Annotated in this window: 12 protein-coding genes; 5 read left to right on the top strand and 7 right to left on the bottom strand. The window is 32.7% G+C overall.

Annotated elements, in window-relative coordinates:
- Nucleotides 1-39: 39 nt before the first annotated feature.
- The 6 genes from PW52_RS05040 to PW52_RS05015 form a co-directional block, all read right to left on the bottom strand.
- Nucleotides 40-4,728, bottom strand: coding sequence for a glycoside hydrolase family 2 protein (locus PW52_RS05040; protein WP_165586759.1), 4,689 nt, complete (start codon nucleotides 4,726-4,728; stop codon nucleotides 40-42).
- Between the two features lie 216 nt (nucleotides 4,729-4,944).
- Complete coding sequence (locus PW52_RS05035) at nucleotides 4,945-6,414, bottom strand: alpha-L-fucosidase (protein WP_044631849.1); 1,470 nt, start codon at nucleotides 6,412-6,414, stop codon at nucleotides 4,945-4,947.
- Between the two features lie 25 nt (nucleotides 6,415-6,439).
- A complete protein-coding gene (locus tag PW52_RS17060; RefSeq protein WP_052823392.1) occupies nucleotides 6,440-8,290 on the bottom strand; it encodes an alpha-L-fucosidase in 1,851 nt (616 codons plus the stop codon).
- 200 nt (nucleotides 8,291-8,490) lie between these two features.
- The gene (locus tag PW52_RS05025) at nucleotides 8,491-10,389 is read right to left on the bottom strand and encodes a sulfatase (RefSeq protein ID WP_052823391.1); all 1,899 of its coding nucleotides are present in this window, start codon (nucleotides 10,387-10,389) and stop codon (nucleotides 8,491-8,493) included.
- Between the two features lie 12 nt (nucleotides 10,390-10,401).
- Nucleotides 10,402-11,577 carry a putative glycoside hydrolase gene (locus tag PW52_RS05020; protein ID WP_052823390.1) on the bottom strand — a complete coding sequence of 392 codons (1,176 nt, stop codon included), beginning with the start codon at nucleotides 11,575-11,577 and terminating at the stop codon, nucleotides 10,402-10,404.
- A gap of 68 nt (nucleotides 11,578-11,645) precedes the next feature.
- Nucleotides 11,646-13,115, bottom strand: coding sequence for an alpha-L-fucosidase (locus PW52_RS05015; protein WP_044632230.1), 1,470 nt, complete (start codon nucleotides 13,113-13,115; stop codon nucleotides 11,646-11,648).
- Nucleotides 13,116-13,444: 329 nt separating this feature from the next.
- Between PW52_RS05015 and PW52_RS05010 the strand changes: the two genes are divergently transcribed.
- The 5 genes from PW52_RS05010 (at nucleotide 13,445) to PW52_RS04990 (ending at nucleotide 22,851) form a co-directional block, all read left to right on the top strand.
- The gene (locus PW52_RS05010) at nucleotides 13,445-16,597 is read left to right on the top strand and encodes a SusC/RagA family TonB-linked outer membrane protein (RefSeq protein WP_044631848.1); all 3,153 of its coding nucleotides are present in this window, start codon (nucleotides 13,445-13,447) and stop codon (nucleotides 16,595-16,597) included.
- A gap of 26 nt (nucleotides 16,598-16,623) precedes the next feature.
- Entirely contained in the window at nucleotides 16,624-18,270 is a 1,647-nt protein-coding gene (locus PW52_RS05005) for a RagB/SusD family nutrient uptake outer membrane protein (RefSeq protein ID WP_044631847.1), read from the top strand.
- 237 nt (nucleotides 18,271-18,507) lie between these two features.
- Nucleotides 18,508-20,325, top strand: a complete 1,818-nt coding sequence (locus PW52_RS05000; RefSeq protein ID WP_044631846.1) for an alpha-L-fucosidase — start codon at nucleotides 18,508-18,510, stop codon at nucleotides 20,323-20,325.
- Nucleotides 20,326-20,333: 8 nt separating this feature from the next.
- The gene (locus tag PW52_RS04995; RefSeq protein ID WP_044631845.1) at nucleotides 20,334-21,476 is read left to right on the top strand and encodes a putative glycoside hydrolase; all 1,143 of its coding nucleotides are present in this window, start codon (nucleotides 20,334-20,336) and stop codon (nucleotides 21,474-21,476) included.
- A gap of 181 nt (nucleotides 21,477-21,657) precedes the next feature.
- Complete coding sequence (locus PW52_RS04990; RefSeq protein ID WP_165586758.1) at nucleotides 21,658-22,851, top strand: carboxypeptidase-like regulatory domain-containing protein; 1,194 nt, start codon at nucleotides 21,658-21,660, stop codon at nucleotides 22,849-22,851.
- 443 nt (nucleotides 22,852-23,294) lie between these two features.
- Here PW52_RS04990 and PW52_RS04985 read toward each other — a convergent pair whose 3' ends face one another.
- A complete protein-coding gene (locus PW52_RS04985) occupies nucleotides 23,295-25,151 on the bottom strand; it encodes an arylsulfatase (RefSeq protein ID WP_044631843.1) in 1,857 nt (618 codons plus the stop codon).
- Between the last annotated feature and the right edge of the window lie 41 nt (nucleotides 25,152-25,192).

The following is a 25,192-nucleotide window of genomic DNA, read 5'->3' as shown; positions in this document are numbered from 1 at the left end:
ACATAATTTGTTTCAATTTATTGTTATATACTTTATTACTTACTGTGCCCCAAAAGAGATTATGGCATTTGCCAATCTTTTAGCAAGTATACGTGCTTCTTTTGTAGAGAATTCTTTTGTTTTCCCAGATAAATATCCAGCAGGTAAACTACTAACGTCTTTATATACAAAAGGAATAACATATACCTCTTTTTTTTCTTCAAAGTACTTTTCTGCAATAGCATTGAGTCTTTTTGCAACAAGAGCTTTCTTTTTATTTTTACCAAATTCTGATGGAATAGGAGTCCAATAAATTTTATTTGATTTTTTGTTTAAAATTTTCCAAACATCCTCTAAGTATTTAAAAAACTCTTGATCTGTAATATTTGAATCCAAATTATTTTCTCCGATAGAAAACACAACTCTGTCAATTTTATTTTTACCTATATTCTCAGAAATAGTTTTAGCGGCATTCTTACTATTATCTAAATTAATAGGACCTAATGTTTTTACAACACCCTCAAGCGTTTGCATTGTAGCGTAATTCAAACTAAGCGTTACTGGATCACCAACAAATAGCAATGTTGGTAACTCTACACCTGATGAATTTGGTGCTATTTTTGTGCCCTCAAGATAATCTGGCATAACCTTAGGTATTCCATAATATTCTCTTTTTACAGATGCTATCTGCTTGTCATAAACTTTAAAACGCTCAATTTGAGCTTTCTGTAAAGAAAGATCATATACCTTATCAGTAGATATTGGTAAAGCTCCGTTAAAAGAAACGCCTAAATTTGTCATTAATGTTTGTAAAATACGATGTGATTTTTCTCCACCAGCTTTTAAATCTAATTGAGATATTAATACACGACCACCTTTTGCTTTTAACTCCATTACAACAGGGTCTCTATTTACAAACCAACTGTTTTGACGTAAATCACGAACTCCATTAAGTTGTTCACCATATAAATGGTTGGTAGGTTCAGATCCAATATGCCAGTTACTTATTAAAATCTGATGATCTTCAACCGCATAAACCGGGTTCATATCTTTTATTTCAATACCGTATTTAAACATTTCTTTTGAGTTCCAATCTAAATCAATATTTGCAATACCAGATAGAAGAGGATTTAAATTTGGCTCAAATGGATAAGGAACCAATACACCTTCATAATAATCAACATACTCTTTTGGTGTTCCAATTCTTTGCCAAGAAACAGGAGCTTTAATACATTTAAAACGTTGTTCAAAATAAGGCTCTGTTAATTGTAAAGATCTACCTGTAATTTCACGGATTAACTCAATTGACTCTGGGCTTACTTGTGAAAATAAAATAGTTCCACCAGATTTAAGATGTTTACTTAAGTCTTTTTTGTTTTTTGATAATTCTATTGCATCATTTGCTTCTACAACAATGATGTCTGTTTTTGAGGTTTTAGAGATATTAGATACTTCATCAATATCCATTTTTTTCAACCAATTACTCAAAAATCCATTACCTATTAGATGAACCTTTCCTAAATCTTTACTGGGCTTATAGCCATCTAAATAATTTAACATTCTATTTAAAAGAAATCCAGCCATAGGTTCCTTATTATTTTGAATATTCAAAGCACTTTCTAAAAGAACACCTTTTCCAATAAAAGTTTCTTGAAGTGCGGCTTTTGATCCATCTTTATTTCCAAATAAGATTCTTCTTGTATTTAAAGATTCTGGGAAAGGTATAGATTGTAATGAACTACCACCTCTCCAAAAAGAAAAGTCTTCTTGCCCTAAATTTTCTAATAGTAGGTGTTTGTTACTACCTGGCTGTACGTAAGCATTAGGTAATGAACCACCTCTAATATCTAAAGATTTTATTTGTACTCTACTTTTAGGGTTGGTTTCTGTAAATAAAATACCAACAGCAACTATTCCTGTTAAGTTTATTTTTACTTCATTGTTATTCTCTACAATTTTTCCGTTTTCAAATTTTACTGGTTTCCAAGAAAAGGTTGAACAATCTAGTTTAAGTAAATCATTAAAAGCAAATGGGTCTTTTCTTTCCATAGCTAAGGTTCCGTTATCTCCATCACTAACAAACCATTCTCCCGAAGTATCAGAAACTAAGATTTTAAACTTTTTCTCGTAAAATGGAGCACCTCCATTATTTGTCCATTGCTTTTGATATCCATCTTTTCTAGGGTTTTCCCACAAACCATAATCCAATTGGATTTTTGAGGTTTGCGAAAAATCTATCAGTCCAGGAAAACCAAAAGTCAACCATGTTCCAGGAGCTGGATTCTCAATGGTTAAACTCTTACCATTCATAATTGATTTCACTTTTTCTTGTGCACCAAAATTCATGGTTTGACGCTTTGCAAGTTTTAAATTTTTAACACTACCTGTAAAATGTTTCGATTTGCCTCTAATAGTAATCACGGCCTGACCTATCTTATTTTGAGAATTTAACTTTTCTTGGGTAGATTGAATTAATACACGTGTACCTTTAGCAATATATTTGTCCCAAGAAGCGTCATAAGATTCTGAAACAATGATATTTGCAGTTGAAATAGGCACGCCAGAACCACCAAGGATTTCTTGCAGTGCTTTACCAATCACGGCAACTTTTTTTGATATTAAATCAATTGCTTTAATATTAGGGAATATTTTAGCTTCAGTAATTTTTCTATATCCTATATTACCTTTATTTGAAAATTGTCTTACCAATCTTACTTCTGTAACATCATCTACTTTAGGAAGTGTCCATTGAGAATGAAACTCTTTTTTATATTCACCCGCTTTTAATGAAATATCTTTAGAAGAAGACGTTAACACTTTACCTTCAGGAGTTTCTACTCTAAATTCTACTTTGTCTGCAGGACGATGGTCTTCAAAAAATAGTCGACCATCGAATGTAATCGTTTCTTCCGAGAAAAAAGTTCTGTGTTTTGAATCATCTGGAAAACGCACACGAGCTAAATATTCATTAAAACAATAAAATGCAGGGTTTGCAATATATTTAGGCAATGTTGGATCCCAAATATTTATAGGCGTTGCACCTGGATTTATAAACAACGGTTGAATACCAGACACACCTTCTTTTTGTTCATATTTAGGGTAAAATCTTTGAAAATTATTGATTGGTTGAAAGCGAAAAAAGTTATAACTTAATTCCCAAGGAAAAAAAGCATTTACCCTATAAAGTGCATTATTTATCATTTTTCCATCTGCAAAAACTTCGATGTCATTTCGCATCATTTCCCAACCATCTCTCCAGATACCTGTTGCAACATCTTGAGAACTTATTTCAATTCCAGCAGGACCTGTTTTTAGAGGTCTATCATGTTGCCATACGCTACCTATTTCGTCCCAAATCATTACTTTTTCCGGACCAAATTCTTCCCAATCTGTCCAAATTTTTTCTGGAGCGTAATGATGTGAAATCACATCACCATGTCTACTCCATTTTGAAAAATCACTATTAAATGCAGGTCTCGTAGGATCTAATTTGCGACTTAACTCAATTAAATAAACTGGTTCTTCAAAATTCCTCCAATGCAATTCGTTAGCAACACTCCACATCATAATTGAAGGACGATTTCTTAACCACTTAATTAAGGCCTCCATGTGTGACAAACCTTTCTCTTTAGAAGGCAATCTAAAATGGTGAGCAGCCTCAGAAATTAACAAAAACCCCATTTCATCTGCAGCATCGTAAATTTCTAGATGACGAGGCATATTATGAAGTCGCATAGCTTCTACACCTTGATCTTTTAGCTGTGTAAGCCATGCTCTAGTATATTCTTTTCCTCCTTGGAGATCTCCAAATGAATGTCCTCCATGCCCTCTTAAAAACACCTCATTCCCATTTAAGTATAAATGGTGCTTTTTCCAAGTAATTTCACGAAATCCAAATCTTAATTGATGACTATCTATAAGTTTTCCTTTTTTATTTAACACTTCTGTAGTTATAAAATGCAAATAAGGGTCATCTATGGACCAAAGATGTGCTTCATTCCATATTTCTGAAGTTGTAATTTTTTTCATTTCAGAAGGTAAAAGAGAAATATTCTCTTTATAATCCCATGTTTTTACAATTTTTCCTTCAGAATTTTGAACTTTAAAACGTAGTTTAATGTCTTGTTTCTTTTTGCTGTTATTCAATAAAGGAACCTCATATGTTAATGTATTTTTTGAAACTGAAGTTTGTATATATACTTCAGAACTTACTACTCGAGTCTTTGGAACAAACTTTAACGTTACATCACGATATATACCTCTTCTGTTGAAGTTGTAATCTTCAAACAACCCACTAGTGTTTTTATTATCAACGAAAACCAACAATTCGTTTTCATTACCATAATCAACATAGTCAGTGATGTCAAATTCAAATGGGATATAAGAATCTTCCCATTTCCCAACCTCTTTTCCATTTATTTCAATTCTACCAGTATGTCTAACGCCTTCAAAACGTAAAAGAATTTGTTGTCCTTTGGTATCTTTAGGTATTGAAATGGAACGTTTATAGACAGCTTCTTTATTTTTCCAATTTGTTGGATACCCCCATACATCCCAGTGCTCTTTACCCCATAATAAATTCTGACCGGCATAAGATGAGGGGACTTGAATGTCTACGAAATTTTTACTATTTCCTACCTTTATTTCCCACAATCCGTTAAGATTAATTTCTTTACGTATTGGGTTATTATCTTCGGTTGAAACATTTGCTGTAACATCTATAGATGCTTGTATAAAAATGATAAGCAATAGGATTATTTTTCTCATATTCAAAGTTTATTAATTTTCAACAAAAATCATTATGATAATGGTGATACCATTGCTCGAATTAATCATTTTGTTGCTCAAACTCATCACTACAAAAAACTAATAAACTGCTAAATAATTAAAAACCAGAAGTAATTTATTCTAGAGAATAAAATAATTTTTCAAAACAGTGTTATTGAGAACTAATTATATACAAATCTAAAAACTGATTTTAACCATATCGGGTAAAGAGGTTCGCATTTCTTTTGATACGAAAACAGTAATTATTTTTGCTTTTTTATTATAATCAAAATTTAATTTTTGTTTGGTTCTCAATAGAACAACAGAAACAGGTTTTTCAACATTATGCATTTCAATTCTATTTTCATTATCAGGCATTGAATAATAATTTTTGCCCTTCACAGTTGTATAATTCTTTGTAATATCTAGCTTAGGTAAAGGGGCAGTTAATTTTACATCGTAAATAGCTTCTCTAGAATGCTGCATCCAATTTTCCATTTCTAAACAAACTTCGTAAAACCAATCCATCATTTCACCATTTCCTTTGGGTGGAACATTTACTAATAAATTACCTCCAAGAGCTCTGCATCTAATAAGTTCTGTAAGTAATTTGTTTGTGTCCCAATGATTTGTTTCACACTCAATACCATAATGCCAATTTGGAGAATGTTTATTTTCAGATTTCACACACATTTCCCACCACCAATTGGCTTCATTTACAACTTTAAGACTTTCACTTTTGCCATGTCCTAAACCTTCTGGAGTTGCTATATTTCCTGTAGCTACAAATATATTAGGCTGTATCTTTTTCAATTCTGCTTCTTCCATAGCTACATTTCCATCCCACCAAATCACGTCTATAGGACCGTAGTTACGCATCAATTCTCTCACTTGATTTTTAGATTCTTGCTTTTCAGCAGCTTTCATCTCTTTGGTTAAACCTGGAAGTGTCGCCACTTTTTCATGTTTGTAATTAATCGTGTATTTTTTGGTATCTGGAAATTCGAAATCTTTATTTTTATATTCATAATGCCAATTAGGACCAGAATAATAGAACCCTATTTTCATATTATTTACTCTACAAGCCTCTACATAATCTTTTACTAAATCTCTACCATGCATCTTATCACCAGTATCCCATTCTCCATAGTTACTAGGCCATAAAGCATAACCATCATGATGCCTTGTTGTAAACACTGCATAACCAAAACCCGCTTTTGAAGCAGCTTTCAACCATTTATTTGGATCGAATTTTTCAGGATTCCAGGAATCTGCCACAGCAAACATTTTACTTGCAGGTTCCATATAACGACCTGACTTTTCTTTTTTCTCACTCCATCTTATAGCCCAAGCGTCTCCTGTATCAGGATTAGTACTTGGTAAACCCCAGTGTAAAAATATACCCAATCCAGATTTCCGAAACCATTCCCATTCAGGATGTTCTCCATCCTTAAATACTTTTCTTGCAGTTAATTTTTGATGCAAATTTTTCTGAGCCCATACTCTAAGTTCTTTAGGAGTTTTAGTATCCCAGGGTTTCTTTTGTTTATATGAGTTTTTATACTTGTTTACTTCAAAAGGATCTTCTGCTAACTTTTCTTTTTGAGAATATCCAATTAATGTAAACAGTATTGATATGGTTAAAATTATTTTTTGTGTTTTATTCATAAAAACAAATTTTGAGAGGCCACCGTTACAATTCTATTTTTACAACAAAACCATTATTACTTTCTATAGGTTTGTCTATATTTATTAGAAGACCATCTTTTGACTGTTTCCAATTATCAACCTTATTACCTCCAAGAATGCTTATAGCTTTAATATTGCCTATGCCTTCATGTAAAGATTTAATAAAAATGGACTTAGAAGAGGGTGTCAGTGATATAGCATACACTGCATTATCTTTGGCAGTAAACCAAAAATCTTTTGAAGTAAATGTTTTTTTAAAACCTTTGGCAGCTCTATGGCCTGTGCCGTCTAAAAGTGTTTCTTCTTTACCTTCATTAAGTACCTTCCAACGAGACGTACCATATATAGCTTCGTTATTGATTTTTATCCATTCCCCCATTTCACGAAGACCATTTGCACTTGCTTCTGGGACATGCCCTTCTCCATCTGGCCCAATATTCAAAAGATAATTACCACCTTTAGACATAATATCTATAAGGTAATACAGAAGCTCTTTTGTGCTTTTCCAATCTTTATCATATGATTTGTATCCCCAAGAATTATTAGTTGTTCCGCATGTTTCCCAATACTTACTTAAGGTGTCGTTACCAGAAGGGATTTTATTGTCTCCAGCGTCTAAATAATCACCAAACTCCCAACCAACTCTTCTATTTACTAATACATTTGGATTTATATCATAAACCATTTTGTAAAATCGGAACGATTGTTCTTCGGAGGTAAAACCTTCACCATCAAACCAAATTAATTTAAGTTTAGGTAACAACTCTAAAAGCTCCTTAATTTGAGGATAAGCCTTAGTCTCATAATACTCAGCATGGGTATTTGGACTAGGATCCCACAAATTTTTACCTGAAGGATGCGTAAAAACACCTAAAGAATCATTTATTTTTTTAATATTTGAGTAACTACCATCTGAACCATCATTCCAATCGTTTCCGTGAGAATAGTAAACGCCAAAATCTAAACCTTCGTTTAAACAAGCCTCATACAGTTCTTTTATAGCATCTGCCTTATAAGGAGTAGCGTCTACCATATCATAATCTGAACTTTTAGAATCAAACAATGCGAAGCCATCATGATGTTTTGATGTAATTACAACATACTTCATCCCAGTATCTTTTGCCAATTTTGCGATGTTCTGAGCAAATGATTTATCTGGATTAAAAGATTTAGCTAAAGCTGCATATTTCTCTCTTGGAATTTGAAATGCATGCATGAGCCATTCTGCCACTTTTGGTCCTGGGTAAGGAGCAGCATTAATTCTAGTTCCTTTCCAAACACCACCGGCTTGGGAATATAATCCCCAGTGTATAAACATTCCAAACTTGGCTTCTTTAAACCATTTTAAAACGGCTTGCTTTTCTGGAGATTGATGCATAGACAACCATTCCTTATGGTGTATTCCTGACCCGATAGGGTTTTTAAAATGAGGAATAATTCTTATGTGATTAAAATCAACATCCGTTTCAAAACTCAAAACATGATTTTCTATAGTACCATTAACTTTTATTGGCTTCTGATATTCTGACACTATTTTATCGTCATAAGTTGTATAATTCTGTTGGAATACACCCTCTAATTTCTGATTATCAAATTGAAGCTTTCCTTTTAACGAATCTTTTGCTAACTTGTTAAAAACAACTTGTACAACATAGTTGAGAGGATGCTTTATTTCTAAATCCCATGTGTAAACATTTCCTTCTTTAACAGCATCTGTTTTATTTAATATTGTCCAATTTGTTGTTTGGTCAAAACTTTGTTTTTTAAACTCATTCGGTTTTTCCTTTTGTACACATCCGTACAATCCCAAAAAGACCATGCCACATAAAAAGTTACGTAATACACTATTATTCATTTTGATATATTTTTGATTTTTATACTAATATTTTTAAGACTCCAAAAAGGAATCCCTTGTCTCTTCAATTGCTTCTTTTATCTCTCATGAAGCGGGTGGTATTCTACTTTTATTGGAATTCACTTGAGCGTATGTTTTTTCAGCGAAAAAAATCACTAAAAACAAACTCAAACCTGTAATGAAAGTATTTTCATGTATTTCTAAATCAATTTATGAAACTCATTTTTTACCATAAATCTATTCTCATCAATAAAGATTATAACATACTCTAATGCTTCTTTTGGAATTGTAACCATATATTCTAAGCCATCGTTATTAGAATCTATTGGCACTTTTATATAAGTGGTTGATTTTTTTCTTTGTTTTACTTTCTTTCCATTCTTATTTACCCTTATAGGGTCACCAATTTTTATTAATGCATAACTTTCAATTACTTTAGACTTACCTTCCTCTAATTTGATGAAAACCTTACGAGATTTATCATCATAAGAATCGCTTATAATTTTTGGTATAAAAACAACATTTTCTTTTTCTAAATCACTTTTAGCTTTTAAGGGATCTCTGTAAGGGTATTTAGCATGGTACTCTATTAGGTATTTTTCCAATCTCTCAGATAAATCTTTAACTATTTCAACTGACTTTTCAGCTATATCGAACTTTTCTTCTAAATCAGCTCTTTCACCATCCTTATACAGACGATACAATTCATAATTACCTTGAATATGGTTTTTATATAATTTATAATCACCACACCTTATTGCAGACTGCATTTGGTGATTTTGATTGTGAGGAAAATGCCACCATAGTTCTTCTCTCGGATTCCCTTTGCTGTTTATGATAACTTTTTCATTATGCATCAAAACACCTGAAATATCTAATCCATCAAGATTAGATGCATAATTCTCTTCTATTTTACTTTGGGTAAGACTTAAAATAGTTGGAAAAAAATCTAATTGATTTACCAAACCATCAAATGTTTTCCCTTTTGGAATATTAGGTCCCGAAATAAGCATAGGAACTCTAATGCCTCCTTCTTGAGCGTATTTTTTACCATGATCCAAAGGAAAATTATCGGTAATAATTTCTTTTCCTGTTCTTTCACAACCACCGTTATCAGACGAAAAGATAATGTAAGTAGTCTCGAATAATTTTTTACCAGGATTTCTAGGGTCGTCTGTTTTCTTTAATAAATCAACAACACGTCCCAAACTCCAATCTAAAGTAGTGACCATAGAACCGTAAAATGGGTTGGTTTGTCCTTCTGTGGTCACAGGAATGTCTTCTTTTGGGAAATCTACTCCTAATTTATCACTATAATATTTTAATAATTCACGGTTTTTAGTGTGAATAGGCGTATGAACCAACCAATGTGCTAAATACAAAAAGAATGGTTCATTTTTACTTTTATTAATAAATTCTAGGGCTTTTTCAGTAACCTCATCTTTTGGATAAGAAATTCCATTTGGAGCATCTTTGGTATATGGAGGGTATTTTTCATCACTCAAACGATACGCATCCTTATCTGAATACGTTGCAAAAGCAGTTAAACGATTACTGGGTTCTTTTGGACCCTGATGCGCCCCTCTTGATTCAAACGCAAAATCAAAACCTTGATTTTTTGAATTCTGAATTTTAAGAGATCCAGCATGCCATTTCCCTACATGACCAGTTGTATAGCCATTCATTTTTAAAGCTTCTGCTATTGTAAAATGTTCTGGATCTAATCCTAATGGGAAAAAGGGAGCTATATAATCGGAAAATCTAGTTTTTGGCACTCCTCCTCCACTTACATGTGTTACACCTGTTTTAGTTGGGTGTAAACCTGTTAAAAGGGAACATCTAGATGGTGCACAAGTAGGAGCCGGAGAATATGCATTCGTGAAATTTAATGCATCATGTGATAATTTTAAAATATTAGGAGTTTCCCATGGACAACGATTATCTAAATTATTCAATTGGGTATCTTGCCACCCTAAATCATCGGCATAAAAAATAATAATATTAGGTTGGATTTTATTTTCCTTGTTTTGTCCTAGAATAGAAATTGTATAAAACGATACTATTAAAAAAAATGCAACTATTTGCTTAAAATTTTTCATGTTGTATCTATTTTATTTCCAATTTAATTTTGCTTGTTTGTTTTCTATATCTAACCAAACATCTAGATACTCAAATGACCTTGTATAAACATACCCCTCTTTTTTAGCATACCCTTTAGGAGCACCGAGTCTTTTTTCATATTGAGGAAATGTTTTCAACCACACTGCAGATCTATCAATTCCATAACTATCATGTGGATAGATGTAACTATATTTTTCAGCGCAAACTAGGAAGATAGCCAATATATAATCTAAACGTTTGGTTAAGCCTTCATTAAGATTGACCTTATTTCTAATATCATCAATCCCTGCTACTGCAGTTTTAGCAGCTTTTCCAAGCCCCATAGACATAGCAATTACTTTTCCTTCTCTAGCCGATTTCTGAACAGCTTCAATTCCTTTAACTAAATAATCTTCATAAGTCATTCCAAAATTTTCATGATCAAAACCTTCTAGATAAGATCCTGTAAAAAATTTTAAGTATTCTCTACCAACATCTTTAAATTCTGGACGTACTCTTAAAATATTTGCTACTAAAAGATTGTCTTTGCCAAGTCTATCATCTAATTCTTTCATCATGGATAAGTAACCATTTTCTATTGCCTTTTGCTTTTCCTCTCCTACACGACTATTAAAAAAACTAGGTACTAATACTTTAATATTAGCATCCATAAACAAACCATCAATAGCTGAATTACTAGCCATTTTAGAAACATGATCTAACCAATAATTACGAACTTTTTCTTGTGACAAGTCAAAAAAGCCAGTTCTTTTATTTGGCATTAACGCTTTTTCACCTTTAGTATCTAACAAAATTGCCTCAGGATATTTTTTAAGGAAAGCCTCATCTTCTTTATAACTTGGCCAATTGATAACTACATTTTTATAGTACAATATTTTTGCATCAGGATTTATTTTTTTAACAGCTTCAGCTGCTTTTATAGTTCCATTTTCTGTAGAACCATACGTTATACTACCTGTTGTTTTTTCAAAAGTAATTAAGGGGTGTTTTGCAATAAACTTAAGTTCTTTTTTGGTGAATGCTGTTGCCTTACGTAAGTGCAAATACAAAGGCATCGTGTCCCAAGAAAATTCTGGTGTTTTTTTTACAGAGTCATTATTTTGAGCTGTATTTGGTGTTGCAAAAAATACTACAACTAATAAAAAAACAAGTATATTATATTTCATAAAGATTATTTTAAGATTATTTTAAAAGCTATAACTAGTTGATTTGAAGTGTTTTTCGGACATTTTATCTATAATCCTTCTGTAGTATAGTTCCATATAATTTTGTCATCACTCCCCAACAACTCTATTCTTTTTATTTCTTTGTCCAAAACCACATTACTTTTTAATGTTTTAATCAACACATCTTCTGTAGGGTTTGCTAATACAAAAGTATATAGATTATCTGCTTTTATTGTAAAACGTATATCTTTAGCTGAATAGGCTTTTAAATTTTCTCCCGTTCTTTTAGTTACAATTTTTAAAGGACCTTCACCATATGTTTTCCAAGGACGAGTGTCATAAATAGCTTCTCCATTAATCTTAATCCAATCTCCAAAAGCACGTAAAATTTTAACTTGAGATTCTGGTAGCGTACCACCACCTCTCTGAGCTAAATTCATCATCACCACACCATTTTTACTAATTGCATCTACTGCGTTTCCTATTAAAACCGGTATAGACATTCTTGTTTTTGCGCCTTTTCTATAAAACCAATTTCCGGAAAGATCAGTTGCCCAAATCCATGGATTTTCTTGAATTTCTCCAAACATACCTCTCTCTAGATTATAAGTGAATGCGGCTTTATTTTGTTTCGAATTTTTAAATGATAATACTGTAGTTTGTTTTCCGCCATTTTCAGACAAATCTTTATTTAAAAAATCAGAAAACAACTTCACACCTAATCCATTTCCTGTTTTTATGGAAGGGTATGGTGAATCGTTATTAAATATATCTGGATCATATTTTTCTATTAAATCCCAACATCTTTTAAACCAATGTACATTCCAGGTATCTTGACTTGTATATTTTTTTGGATCATAATCCATATTAAAAAACTCCCACTCTGGCGTATTTACTTTTTGATATTTACGAGCTGTTTTAAAGAAACGAGGAGACCAGTAAAGATGTGTAGATACTCCAAATTTTAATCCATACTTATAAGCAGCTTCTTTCCATTCTTGAATAATATCTCTTTTAGGTCCCATTTTAACGGAGTTCCATGGGAATGATGAATCGTATAAATCAAAATTATCATGATGTGTCGCTACAGGCATAATAAAACGTGCTCCACATTCTTTTACTAATTTTACCAATTCGTCTGGATTCCATTTGTCAGCTTTCCATAACGGAATAAAATCTTCATACCCAAATTTATTTAAAGCCCCATACTGCTCTATATGCCATTTAGTAAGATTTTCTGTATATTTTATATCATTAGCGTTTTTACCATCATAATCTTCAGTTCCATACATTCTTCTTCCATAGTGAGATCCATCATGTGGTCTGTTTTCATCTATTGCTGAAGAAATCCCCCAATGCATCCAAACACCAATCTTTTCGTCTTGAAACCAATTTGGAACCTGATAATTTTGCGCCATAGATGATTCCCAATCTGGGCTTATTTTTTTATATTCAAAAGAGCCGTGTTTTTTCTGCCCAAAACAAATTAGTACTTGAATAAATAAATACCCAGTTATAAAGAATTTAAAGTTATACATATACAACCGTAATGATTAATTCTATAAAAATAACTTTAAATTATTGAAGCTATTTTCTCTTATTAATCAAAAACATGCTCTAATTCATCATTGCAATAATATATAATAGAATTATAATCTGAATTACTAATATAATCAGCAAAAAGACGAAACACATAGGTAATATCAAAACTTACAAAACAAATTCTTTAACACAAAACAAAACCAATTCAGCAGAGAGCATTTATAGCTTATTTGCATAAAATGAGCAAAGAATTGGGCTAATAAAGAAAAACATATTTTAGCACAAAATATACATTTGTTGCACTAATTAAACTAATATTAAAAATATGAAAAAATTACTAATTATTTTTCTTGTTATGTTAACTTTTCAAGCTTTTTCGCAAGAAAAAAGTGTTTCAGGAAGTATAACTGATGAAGAAGGACAGCCCTTATTGGGGGCTACTGTATTAATTAAAGGTGAGGCAAAAGGTACCGTCGCAGATTTTGATGGAAATTACACCTTAAAGGCTAAACCAGGCAACATATTGGTCTTTTCCTTTATTGGCTCAGAAACAAAAGAGATAACGGTAAGTAATCAAAGTACCATTAATGTATCTCTAGCAAAATCAGACACAATACTTGACGAAGTTGTTGTTGTAGGTTATGGTAGTGTTAAGAAAAGTGATTTAACAGGGTCTGTTTCCTCTGTAAAAGCAGAAGACTTAACCAAAGCAGGTGCGGTAAGTCTTGATCAAGCATTAGCAGGAAGAGCTGCAGGGGTTTTGGTAACACAAAACTCTGGTGAACCAGGTTCTGGGGCTTCTATTAGGGTAAGAGCCATTAGCTCCCTTAATGGTAGTGAACCTCTATATGTTATAGATGGTATACCTATGGACAATACTAGTGCTAGCGGATTAGGTGATCAAGACGTAGAGAGTTCATCATTAAGCCCTTTAGCCATGATTAATCCCGCAGATATACAATCTATAGAAATCCTTAAAGATGCATCATCAACTGCCATATATGGTTCTCGTGGTGCTAATGGGGTTATTTTAATTACCACCAAATCAGGGGAGATAGGAAAAGGAGTTATCTCTATTGAACAAGAATATGGAATTACGGAGGTTTTAAATTATATCGATGTATTAAAGTCTAATGAGTTTTATATACTAAATAGAGAAGCCTTTACAAATGTAGGTAATGAACTCACTGAAGAAAATCTAGTAAAATTAGATTCTGCTAGAGCTGGATTATTACCTAACTCAAATTGGCAAAAAACCATTACGCGAATAGGTACCACATCAAATACTAACTTAAGTTTTAGTGGTGGGAATAAAGATCTTAGATATCTAATTTCATCAAATTACCTTAATGCGCAAGGTATTGTACAAGATACGGATTACAAACGTGCCTCAACTAGAGTTAACTTAAATGCCAACATCTCCGAACAATTTAAAGTAGGTACAAGTATAAATTATTCTCATGTTACTTCAAACCAGAGAGCTATTAGTACTGGTGTTAATAATCTTAGAGGAGCTAGTAGTGCTTTTTCTAGAGCACTTAGATCTTTTCCAACAACTGGTCTTCTAGCTGATGATGAGGATGAGGGTATTGAACTTTGGACGCCTTTAACAGCATTAGAAGGCAACAGATATAATAATACACTTACCCAAATGATAGGTAATATTAATGCCGAATATTATTTTACTAAAGCGTTATCGTTTAAAACTGCATTTTCTTATCAGAATAGAAATACAGCACAGCGTTATTATCAATTAGATATCTTCCCAAATAATGTAGCAGAAGGCGGAAGAGCTAGAACTGGAGATAGTAGATTTACTAGATCTACGGTTACAAACACCTTAAATTTAAGAAAGAGATTAGGTAGAGGGACAAATATAAATGCCGTTTTAGGGCAATCTATAGAATCTAGTGAAAGTGAAGGTATTATTGTTTCTAATTATGGTTTTGCTAATGATTTATTAACTTATTACGATCCAGGCTCTGCTACCTTTTATGATCCAGATAGGGTTACTTATACAAAAACTACTTTAGCTTCATTTTTTGGAAGAATTAATTTAACCCTTAATAGAAAATACTTATTTACTGTAACGGGGCGTTACGATGGCGCATCAAAATTTGCTGCTAATAATAAATGGGCTTTTTTCCCCGCTGCTGCCTTTGCTTATAAACTGTCAGAAGAAAACTTCATTAAAGATAGTGATTTTATAAATGAAATGAAATTACGTGTAAGCTATGGTACTTCTGGAAATCAAGCCATTCAACCTTATCAATCTTTAGACCAATACGCTAGTGGTTTAACACCATTTAATGAGGCATCTACAACTATTTATTTTGCTAGTCAATTACCAAATGACAATTTAACTTGGGAAACAACAACACAATTAGATTTAGGATTAGACTTAGGTTTTTTAAAAAATAAGTTTAGAGCTACTTTTGAATACTATGAAAAAATAACTGACGACCTTTTATTTACAGGCAATAGAATACCTGTACAATCCGGATTCACAACATTTACTGAAAATTTTGGGTCTTTAGAAACCAATGGGTTTGAAGCCTCTGTAAATGCTAATATCATTAATAACCCTAAATTTTCTTGGACACTAAACGCTAATGCTGCTACGGGTAAAACTATTGTTAGAGATATGGCATCAGATTATCTTTTTAGTGGATGGAACCCTGGTTTCATATCGGGTGGAACACAACGTTTAATTATAGGCGAAGAAATAGGAACATTTTATGGTTATAAAAGAACAGGAATAGCACAGTTCGATGACTTCGTGGAGTTTCAAGGGCTAACTGATCAAGAGCGTATAGATATGTATAATGCAGACCCTAGTGCTACTTACACCTTTGTTGATGGTCATGACAGAGGCTATCCTACCACAGATGTAAGTCACAGACCAGGAGAACAGTTATATGAAGACGTAACTCCAGATGGGTCAATTACGGAAGACGATAGAACAATCATAGGTCAAGCTCAAGCTGATATTACATTTGGGATTAATAATTCATTTAAAATTGGAGATTTAGATTTAAGCATTTTTATAGATTCTCAATTAGGTAGAGATATGGCTGTTGTGCAAAATACTGGCCTCTTAAATTTTACAGGGAGACAAGGCTTAAGTGTAACTCAAAACAGATGGACACCAGAAAACCCAAGTACTATTTGGCCAAGAGTTGATCAAAACAATGCCACTAATTTACTCTTTAGCGATCGCTATATTGAAGACGCCTCTTTTGTAAGATTACAAAATGTTACAATTGGTTATAATTTACCAAAAGAAATTACCGATAAATTAAACATTAGTGCTTTAAGGATATATGCTTCAGGAACTAATTTACATATATGGAGTGACTATACAGGGTATTCTCCAGATGTCTCTTTAAGAGGTTCATCAACAACAAATTTAGGACATGACAATGCAGGTTATCCTGCAGGTCGAGTTATCAGAATGGGAGTAAATTTAAAATTCTAAAGTTACAAACTAAAAAACATAAAAAAATGAATATAAAAGTAAAAATAGGATTATTACTTATTATGACAATGAGTATATCATGCGATGAATATCTTGTTGAAGAGCCACCAACTTTCATTTCAGCGAGCAATTATTTTAAAACAGCTGGAGACGCTAGAACAGCTGTTGATGGTGTTTATCAACAAATGAATGAGGTATATAGTAGATTTTGGTGCGCTATTGATGCCTACACAGATGATCAGGTTAGTAGAAATGCTGGTGGGTTTTACAATTCTTTAGGAACCCATACAGTGTCACCATCTGATCAGATTTTCGAGCAATTTCTTATATATAGCCGCTGGTGGATAGGCATTGCCAGAGCCAATAACGTATTAACTTATGTACCAGATATAGACATGGATGAAGGTGAAAAAAACATAGTTCTAGCAGAAGCGAGAGCTTTAAGGGCTTTGTATTATTATCAATTAGTTAGAGCGTTTGGTGATCAGCCATTAATGCTAGATGCCGTATCCACCGATGCCGATTTTAAAAAGCCAAGAACAAGTGCAGAAACTATTTATGATGAAATTATCATACCAGACCTTCAGTTTGCTGAGGTATATTGTAGAGATGGTTTACATGATGGACATATTACAAAATGGACAGCCAAACTACTTTTATCTGAAGTTTATTTAACACGGGCAGGCCATAGAAGAACATCCCAAGGTGACTTTATTCAAGGTGACCCAATAAACTGGGCATTAGCACGAGATAAAGCAAAAGAAGTTATTGATGATTCACCACATAGCTTAAACCTTGTTGGCTCAGGAAGTACACCAGCATTCGGTATGGCTTGGGATGATAATAACCCGTTCACTCCTGAATCTATGCTAGAATTATCTTATGTACAAGTATTTGGACAAGGAAACTGGCTAAGTCGTGAAAGTAATGGTGCAACATTTGGCACAGGATACTGGGGAGCAAACCCTAACATTACGCCTTTAGTTGATGAAGGCAATAACGCGGATATTAGATCTATGCGTTTTCCAGGATTTCCACCAGGTATTGGTGCTCAATTACCTACCCCAGATCTTTATGACGCCTTTGAAGATGAAGATGAAAGACTCTGGAGTATTATGACACGTTATGATGTATCTGCTACTGAAACCTATCTTTGTCAACCAACCTTTAGAAAATTTATAGACATCGCTTATTATCTAGGCGAGGAAGGTACTAATTTTCAATATACCAATTCTAATATTGTTTTGTATCGTTATGCTGATGCTCTATTAATTTATGCAGAAGCTCAAAATGAAGCCGACGGGGCTCCAAATGCAGATGCCTATGCTGCAGTAAATGCCATTAGAAACAGAGCAGGATTAGCCGATTTAACTTCAGGCTTATCACAAAATGAATTTAGAGAAGCTGTTTGGCAAGAAAGACGTGTTGAATTTAATGCAGAATTTAAAAGAAAGTTCGATCTAATCAGAACAAATAGACTTGTTCAAGAGACTACAAATATTAATCTTGATTGGACGGCAGAACAAGGATCCGCAATAAATTATAGAAATTGCTATACGCCATTTTATAATGACAGACCTGCATGGCCAGACAATGAGTGGTTATTCCCTATACCTCAATCAGAAATGGATTTGAATATAGAAAATGGATGGATACAAAATGAAGGGTACTAATAATTAAAAACAATAAATAGAAACCCCTTGATTTTACTATAAACTACAAGGGGTTTTTTATTAATTATTTATTTTTTAATAAAACACCTTCCACTTTTAATGAGGTAAAAAATTAAAAAAATTAATAATAAAATTGAACTTTTTTTTCTATGATCTTCCAAAACTATGCTTAAATAAGGTCATTTAACAAAAAAGATGAGTTTTATCAATTAACGGTAATAAGAAAAATTAAAGAGAATGAATATAAAAACTATAAGAAAGCAACTTATTTTGCTTGTATATATAATATGTATTTCAAACCTTTCATTTTCCCAAGATAAAAAGGGAAAAGGAATGGAAGAAATGTGGGGAGATAAAAATGTTTCCTTAGATGCCTTAAAAAATGGTAAAGGGAAGTTTTTTGATGAAAGTAACTTTGGAATGTTTATCCACTGGGGATTATTTTCAAATTTAGGCGGCGTATGGAATGGTAAAACCTATTATGGCATTGGTGAATGGATTATGAATCCAAGAATGGCTGGTATCCCTGTTGAGGAATATAAGCATATTGCCAAAAGTTTTAACCCTACTGGGTTTGATGCTAAAAAAATTGCACAACTGGCCAAAGATGCCGGCATGAAATACATTGTGATTACAAGTAAACATCATGAAGGTTTTGCGATGTTCGACTCCAAAGTAAGTGATTTCAATATTGTAGATGCCACACCTTTTGGAAGAGACCCCATGCATGAGTTGGCTGATGCTTGCCATGATTTAGGTTTAGGTTTTGGATTTTATTATTCACACAACCAAGATTGGACCGCTCCAGGAGGCACCAGAGGTCCTGAAGTTGATAAAAAAGGTAAAAAAACTACTTTTAAGGATTATTTTTATAACAAGTGTAAACCACAGGTAAAAGAAATTTGTACAAATTATGGAGATATAGATTTTGTATGGTTTGATACCCCAGGAGATATGCCAAAGAAATATGTTGTAGAATTGGCTGATATGGTACGAGAATTACAGCCAAAAGCCATGATGTGTAGCAGGGTTGGATATGGTTTGGGAGATTATGCTAGTGTAGGCGATATGGAAGTACCAACAAAACGCATTGAAGGTTTATGGGAAACCTGTGATACCAATAACGACTCTTGGTCTTATGCTTGGTACGATAATAACTTCAAAAGCCCTAAAGTAATTTTAGGCAGATTGATAGAGACTGTAGCACGTGGAGGTTCTTATTTATTTAATGTAGGGCCCGACCAATTGGGAATTGTTCCTGAAATTGGCGCTGAGTTTTTAAGGAAAACCGGAAAATGGTTAAAAAAATATCCTCAAGTTGTGTATGCAGCAAACGCTTCGCCATGGGATTACAAATTACCATGGGGTGATGTAACAACCAAAGATAACAACATGTACTTAGCTGTTTCTGAATGGCCAAGGGATGGCAAACTGTATTTACCTGGGTTGATAACTAAAATTAAGACAGCCAAAATATTAAACCCTGAAGGAACAGATCAAATCATTGAGTTTCATCAAGGACAGGATAATTGGGTGACTTTTGAAATTCCTTTTAAGGCACCAGATAATTTAATTTCTATAATTGAAGTTGAAGTAGACATTCACAATGGCGGTGACATAATTGCTGAAGACGCCGCATTAGGCATATATCCAAACACAAAAACTGAACTTATTACGGAGTTTGGAAAAGTTAATAATGCAACACAAGAGAACATACGCTGGATGGAGAAGTTTGGAGAATGGAAACATGCAAATCAAGTTGGTGAATGGCAAGAAAACGGACAAGTAACTTGGAAAATAAATGTAAAAGAAGCTGGATATTACTATTTAGATTTAGCCTATAAAGGTTCAGACCGTTTGGTTTGGAAAACAACCACAGATGAAGGTGTTATGGTACAAAACCAGCAAGCAGCTACAGAGAAATATATATTTTACAACATGGGTATTTTAGAATTTAAAACACCTGGAATCCATAACATAACAACGACTTTGGTAGAAGGAGACAGAGAAACAGCTAGTTTAAAATCTATATTATTGAGACCTATCAATGATTAATAAACGGTATGAAAAACGAGCATAAAAAAGTTCTCATTAATGTTTTAATCCTGTTTATTAGTTTTCAGTCAACGGGACAAACAAACAGTACTTACCCTAAATTTAGTTGGGATAAAGTCCCCATTGCCTTTCATTTTGGAAAAGAAGGCGCTTTAACAAGTGATGAGGCAAAGTTTATTTCATCACATTCAAACTTTATAGTTTTGGAAAAAGGTCATGGCTTACCTGATTATAAAACCACTGAAACTGGGATTGAACAAGATGCTAAAAAACTAAAAGCTATAAACCCCAATATGAAAGTGATTTTCTATTGGAACACCTTTTTAGATTACTCCATGTATGAAGCCCATAACGTTTATAATAAACATCCAGAATGGTGGTTAAGAAAAAAAGATGGCGAACTAGATTTTAAAAATGCGGGGTTAAAACGTTACGATTTATCTAATCCAAAAGTTAGAAAATGGTGGGTAGAAACGGCAAAAAATCAAATTTTAAACGGTTCTACCGATGGTGTTTTTATGGACGCATTAATTCAAGTAACAAGTCCAGCCAATATTAAATTATGGGGTCAAGTAAAGTACGACAGTATCCATGAAGGTTTAAAAAAATTAATAGCCGAGACCAGAATTGCTCTAGGAGATAACAAGCTAATAGTTTACAATGGCATTCGAAGCAACCCAAGAAGAAATATTGGGAATAATTTTCCAGATTATACTGATGCCGTAATGATCGAACATTTTGGCATCATTAACAGTAGCTCTAAAGAAAGCATGCTATTTGATATACAAGAAATGGAAAAAGCTGGAAAAACTGGAAAAATAGTGATTTTTAAAGGATGGCCAGGGTACGCCTGGATTGACAAAGATTTCATGGCAAAACCTTTAAAAGAGAAACAGAGAATTTCAAAAGAAAACATAACTTTCCCCCTAGCCTCTTTTTTAGCTGGTGCTCAAGAAAACTCCTACTTCATATATAATTGGGGATATCGATTTAAACATGGTGCATTAGATTGGTATCCTGAATTTGATAAACCATTAGGTAAACCTTTACATGATATGAAAGTAAACGGTTGGCAATTAACACGCGATTTTGAACATGCTTCTATTTGGGTTAACCTTGAAACAAAGGAAGCTAGAATAGATTGGAAATAACCAACTAGTCAATTTATTGCTTATATGTTTGTATTTTATATTTTTATTTAACCGGATTGAATTGCCCATAAAAACAACTATTATTTCATAAAATTTATTCAACCAATTTCAAAAGACCTGTAACTGCCTCAAATAAAATCATTACAAATTGATGTTCATTTTTTTAAAAATCACTATGACTATGAATTCATTAAAAGCATTTACATTTTTTCATATTCTGTTTCTATTGTGCCATTCCGTTCAATCACAACAAGAAATATTAAAAATTAAAGGTGTTGTTTTAGATCAAACCAAATCAAGCGTACCTTACGCAGCTATTGGTATTCCTTCTAAATGGATTGGAACTTCAAGCAACGAAGATGGTAATTTTTATTTAGAACTATCAAAAGAAAATCTATTAGACACCATAGAAGTTTCTAGTATAGGTTACATTACTTCCAAAATATTAGTAAAAGACTTTATTGAATCAAGTGAAAAAACAATAACTTTAGAAGAAGATATTGTTTCCCTTGATGAAGTAAACATACTTAACCCAGAGCAATATGTTAAATTGGCCTTTAAAAATTTAAAAAACAACACTGTAAGCTCAGTACATGAATTAAAAATTTTGAACCGCTTTTTTGCAGTAGAAAATGATGAGGCTAAGTTTTTTGTTGAACATTATATAAAAGTTAAAGATGTAGGCCCCAGAGGAGGAGATGGCGTAAATAGCATAGAAGTTGTAGAAGGAAGAAAATCTGCAGACTATAGATTTTTTAAAGATGAAAGGTCAAGAAAAATGTATCCAATAAATTTTATGATTATGATAGACCCCTTAAGAAGAGGTCTTTCTATTAATAATTATAAGTGGACTAAAATTGGGGACTCTTCTTATGATGGCGAAGATATTGTAATTATTCAAGGGGTAAGTAATACGAAAGAAAGACAAAATTATTTAGATCCAGTTTTTTATATAGGAGTTGATACTTACAAGGTTTACAAAACAAGGAATAGACCTTCAAACGTCATGTATATTTACAAAAAAAACAAAGAAGGAAAGCTTTATTTAAGTTATCATAATCATTATACAAGAAGATTTAAAGATTTAAACGAACATCAACAAAATAATTTAAGAACAAAAAGTAAAAAAGCCAAATTGGCAGTTAGAAATGAAATAATAGTTATCGGTCTAGAAACTGATAAAAGAAAAATTGACACAAAAGATTCTTTCGTATATGACAAAAAAATGCAAGATGTTAGTGTCAAATACAATTCGTTTTTTTGGAAAAACTTTAACCTGCCTCCCCCAACTGAATATTATAAAAAAAGTGTTAAAGAGTTAGAGTCCATTTATAATGTACCTTTAGAAGCTCAATTCAATTCGGCAAATAAATAATACTAAGATTTGGTTTAGTAGAACAATTAAAAATAAAGCCATTATAAATTAAATAATGGCTTTGTTTTTATACCTAACAAATAATCTAACTATATTAGATGCATATATTCCTTGGTTTGAAAAATTTTATAGTTACCCATACCGGAAAAAATTAGAATCAGTCATATAGCTTCTGGAGTAGATGGTCATATTTGTACTTCTTCTGAAAACAAATTATAAATATGTAATCCTGTTAACATAGAAGAAAGTGTTTTTGAAGTGTCTGATAATGTTTTAAGTACTTTTCAAGAGGTAACTATATATAAACGATTTTTATTTCTTGGACAAAAATACCTTTCTTTTAGCTACAATAAACAGTTTAAGTAGTTATACATTTGAAAATGATTTCATTATCAAAACCATAAAAGCAAAAACATACGGCTTTTGAATCTGTTTCAAACGGATTATTCAACTTTTTCTACATCTATATAAAATGCGTTACATGGTGTTCCATCTACCATATCGAAATAAGCTAATAGCTTTGTTTCACCTTTAGGAACTTCCATTTCTAAAACTGCCGCTTCTGCATTGTTATCAACAGCTACTGAAACTTTCTCTGCTTCTCCTACTTTTACATAAGCTTTTTTAAATTGCATTGCCTTACCATTTACAATTGCCTCAGTATTGCGCGTAGCTGCTCTTCCATCTTTTAATTCAGCTCCAAGAGCCAACCCGCTCTCTGATGGCCATCTTCTTAAATGAAATTTATACTTTCCTGCTCTTACAAAATTTACAGTAAAAGGTGCGGGTTCCATCGGTTTTCCTGCTCGTATCAATTGCTGATTCCATGGTGGGTAAAAATCAATTGTTCGTGCATCATGACAAGTGAGAGCATCCATACTTCTCACACCCAAATCTATTACAGAAAACTTTGTCTCTTTGATAATTTCTTGCCACCAAGCTTCGTAAAATGCATTCATCTCTGCTACTTTTTCAGGATTTGCATCGGCTACATTATTTTCCTGACCTGGATCTACTGAAATATCATACAGTTCTTTTCCATTAATAAGCCTCCAGTTATCATCCATTACACAACTATTCTTTCCTTTAATTGGCCAAGGTACACGTTGCGTATCGGTTACTAAATATCTTTTTGGAGCAACTGATTTTCCTAACAAATAATTACTTAAATCAACACCATCCAAGGCTTTGGTTGATGTGAATTTTTCTCCTGTCAAACTTACAAAAGTAGGTAGCATATCTACATGAGCTACTAAATTGTTTAAAGTCTTACCTCCTGTTAAGCCTCCATCTGGCCATCTTAGAATAAAAGGAACTCTATGTCCTCCATCGTATTCACTTCCTTTTGTACCACGCATTTCTGCATTGTAACCTAAGACCTTATTTGTTTTTGCATCTACTTTATAGCCTCGAGCCGTTCCATTATCTGTTGTAAACACAACAATAGTGTTTTCTGCAATCCCTAATGTTTCTAGTTTTTTCAACAATTTCGAAAAATTATCATCAATGTTAGAAATCATTCCGTAAAAACGTTTTTGCTTCTCACTTATAGATGTTTCGTCTTTATATATGTCGTAATATTCCGCTGACACATTATAAGGTCCGTGAGGTGCGTTCAAACTTAAGTAACAAAAAAAAGGTTCGTCTTTTTTTGCCTCTATAAAACTTAAAGCTTCATTAAACCATATATCTGTACAATACCCTTCTTTCTTCTCTGGTGTTCCATTTCTATAATAGGTATCATCAAAATAATCATTATTCCAATAATCTGGAGTTTGCCCAATACCACCACCACCGTGATAAAATGCTTCATCAAAGCCTCTTTCATGTGGTTTAAATGGACTATTATCTCCTAAGTGCCATTTACCAAACATACCTGTTTTGTATCCATTTTGCTGCAATACATCTGCCATGGTTACTTCTTCTCTATTCAACATTGAAGCTCCCATAATGGTATGCCATACTCCATTTCTATTACAGTTTCTTCCTGTTAATAGTCCTGCTCTTGTGGGAGCACAGGTTGTGCCTACATGGTAATTGGTTAGGTTAACTGACTCTGTAGAAAATTTATCTATATGAGGTGTTTTTATAATTGTATTTCCTGTATGCCCTAAATCTCCATAACCTTGATCGTCTGTAATAACAAATACAATATTTGGTCTTGTATCTTTTTCTTCATTTTCTACTTTTTTTGCATCTTCGTTACAAGAAGAAAGAAGTATTGAAATGGTTAATAACAAGAAGTAAGATGCTGAGAAATTACTTGTTTTTAAAAATTTAAAAAAATGTTTTAGCTTCATAATTAATTTTTAGTTTATATTGTTAATTAATGTTATTCTTA

Origin of the sequence: Neotamlana sedimentorum (assembly GCF_000943565.1) — a bacterium.
Taxonomy (GTDB): Bacteria; Bacteroidota; Bacteroidia; order Flavobacteriales; family Flavobacteriaceae; genus Neotamlana; species Neotamlana sedimentorum.
This window is presented reverse-complemented; position numbering and strand designations above follow the sequence as displayed.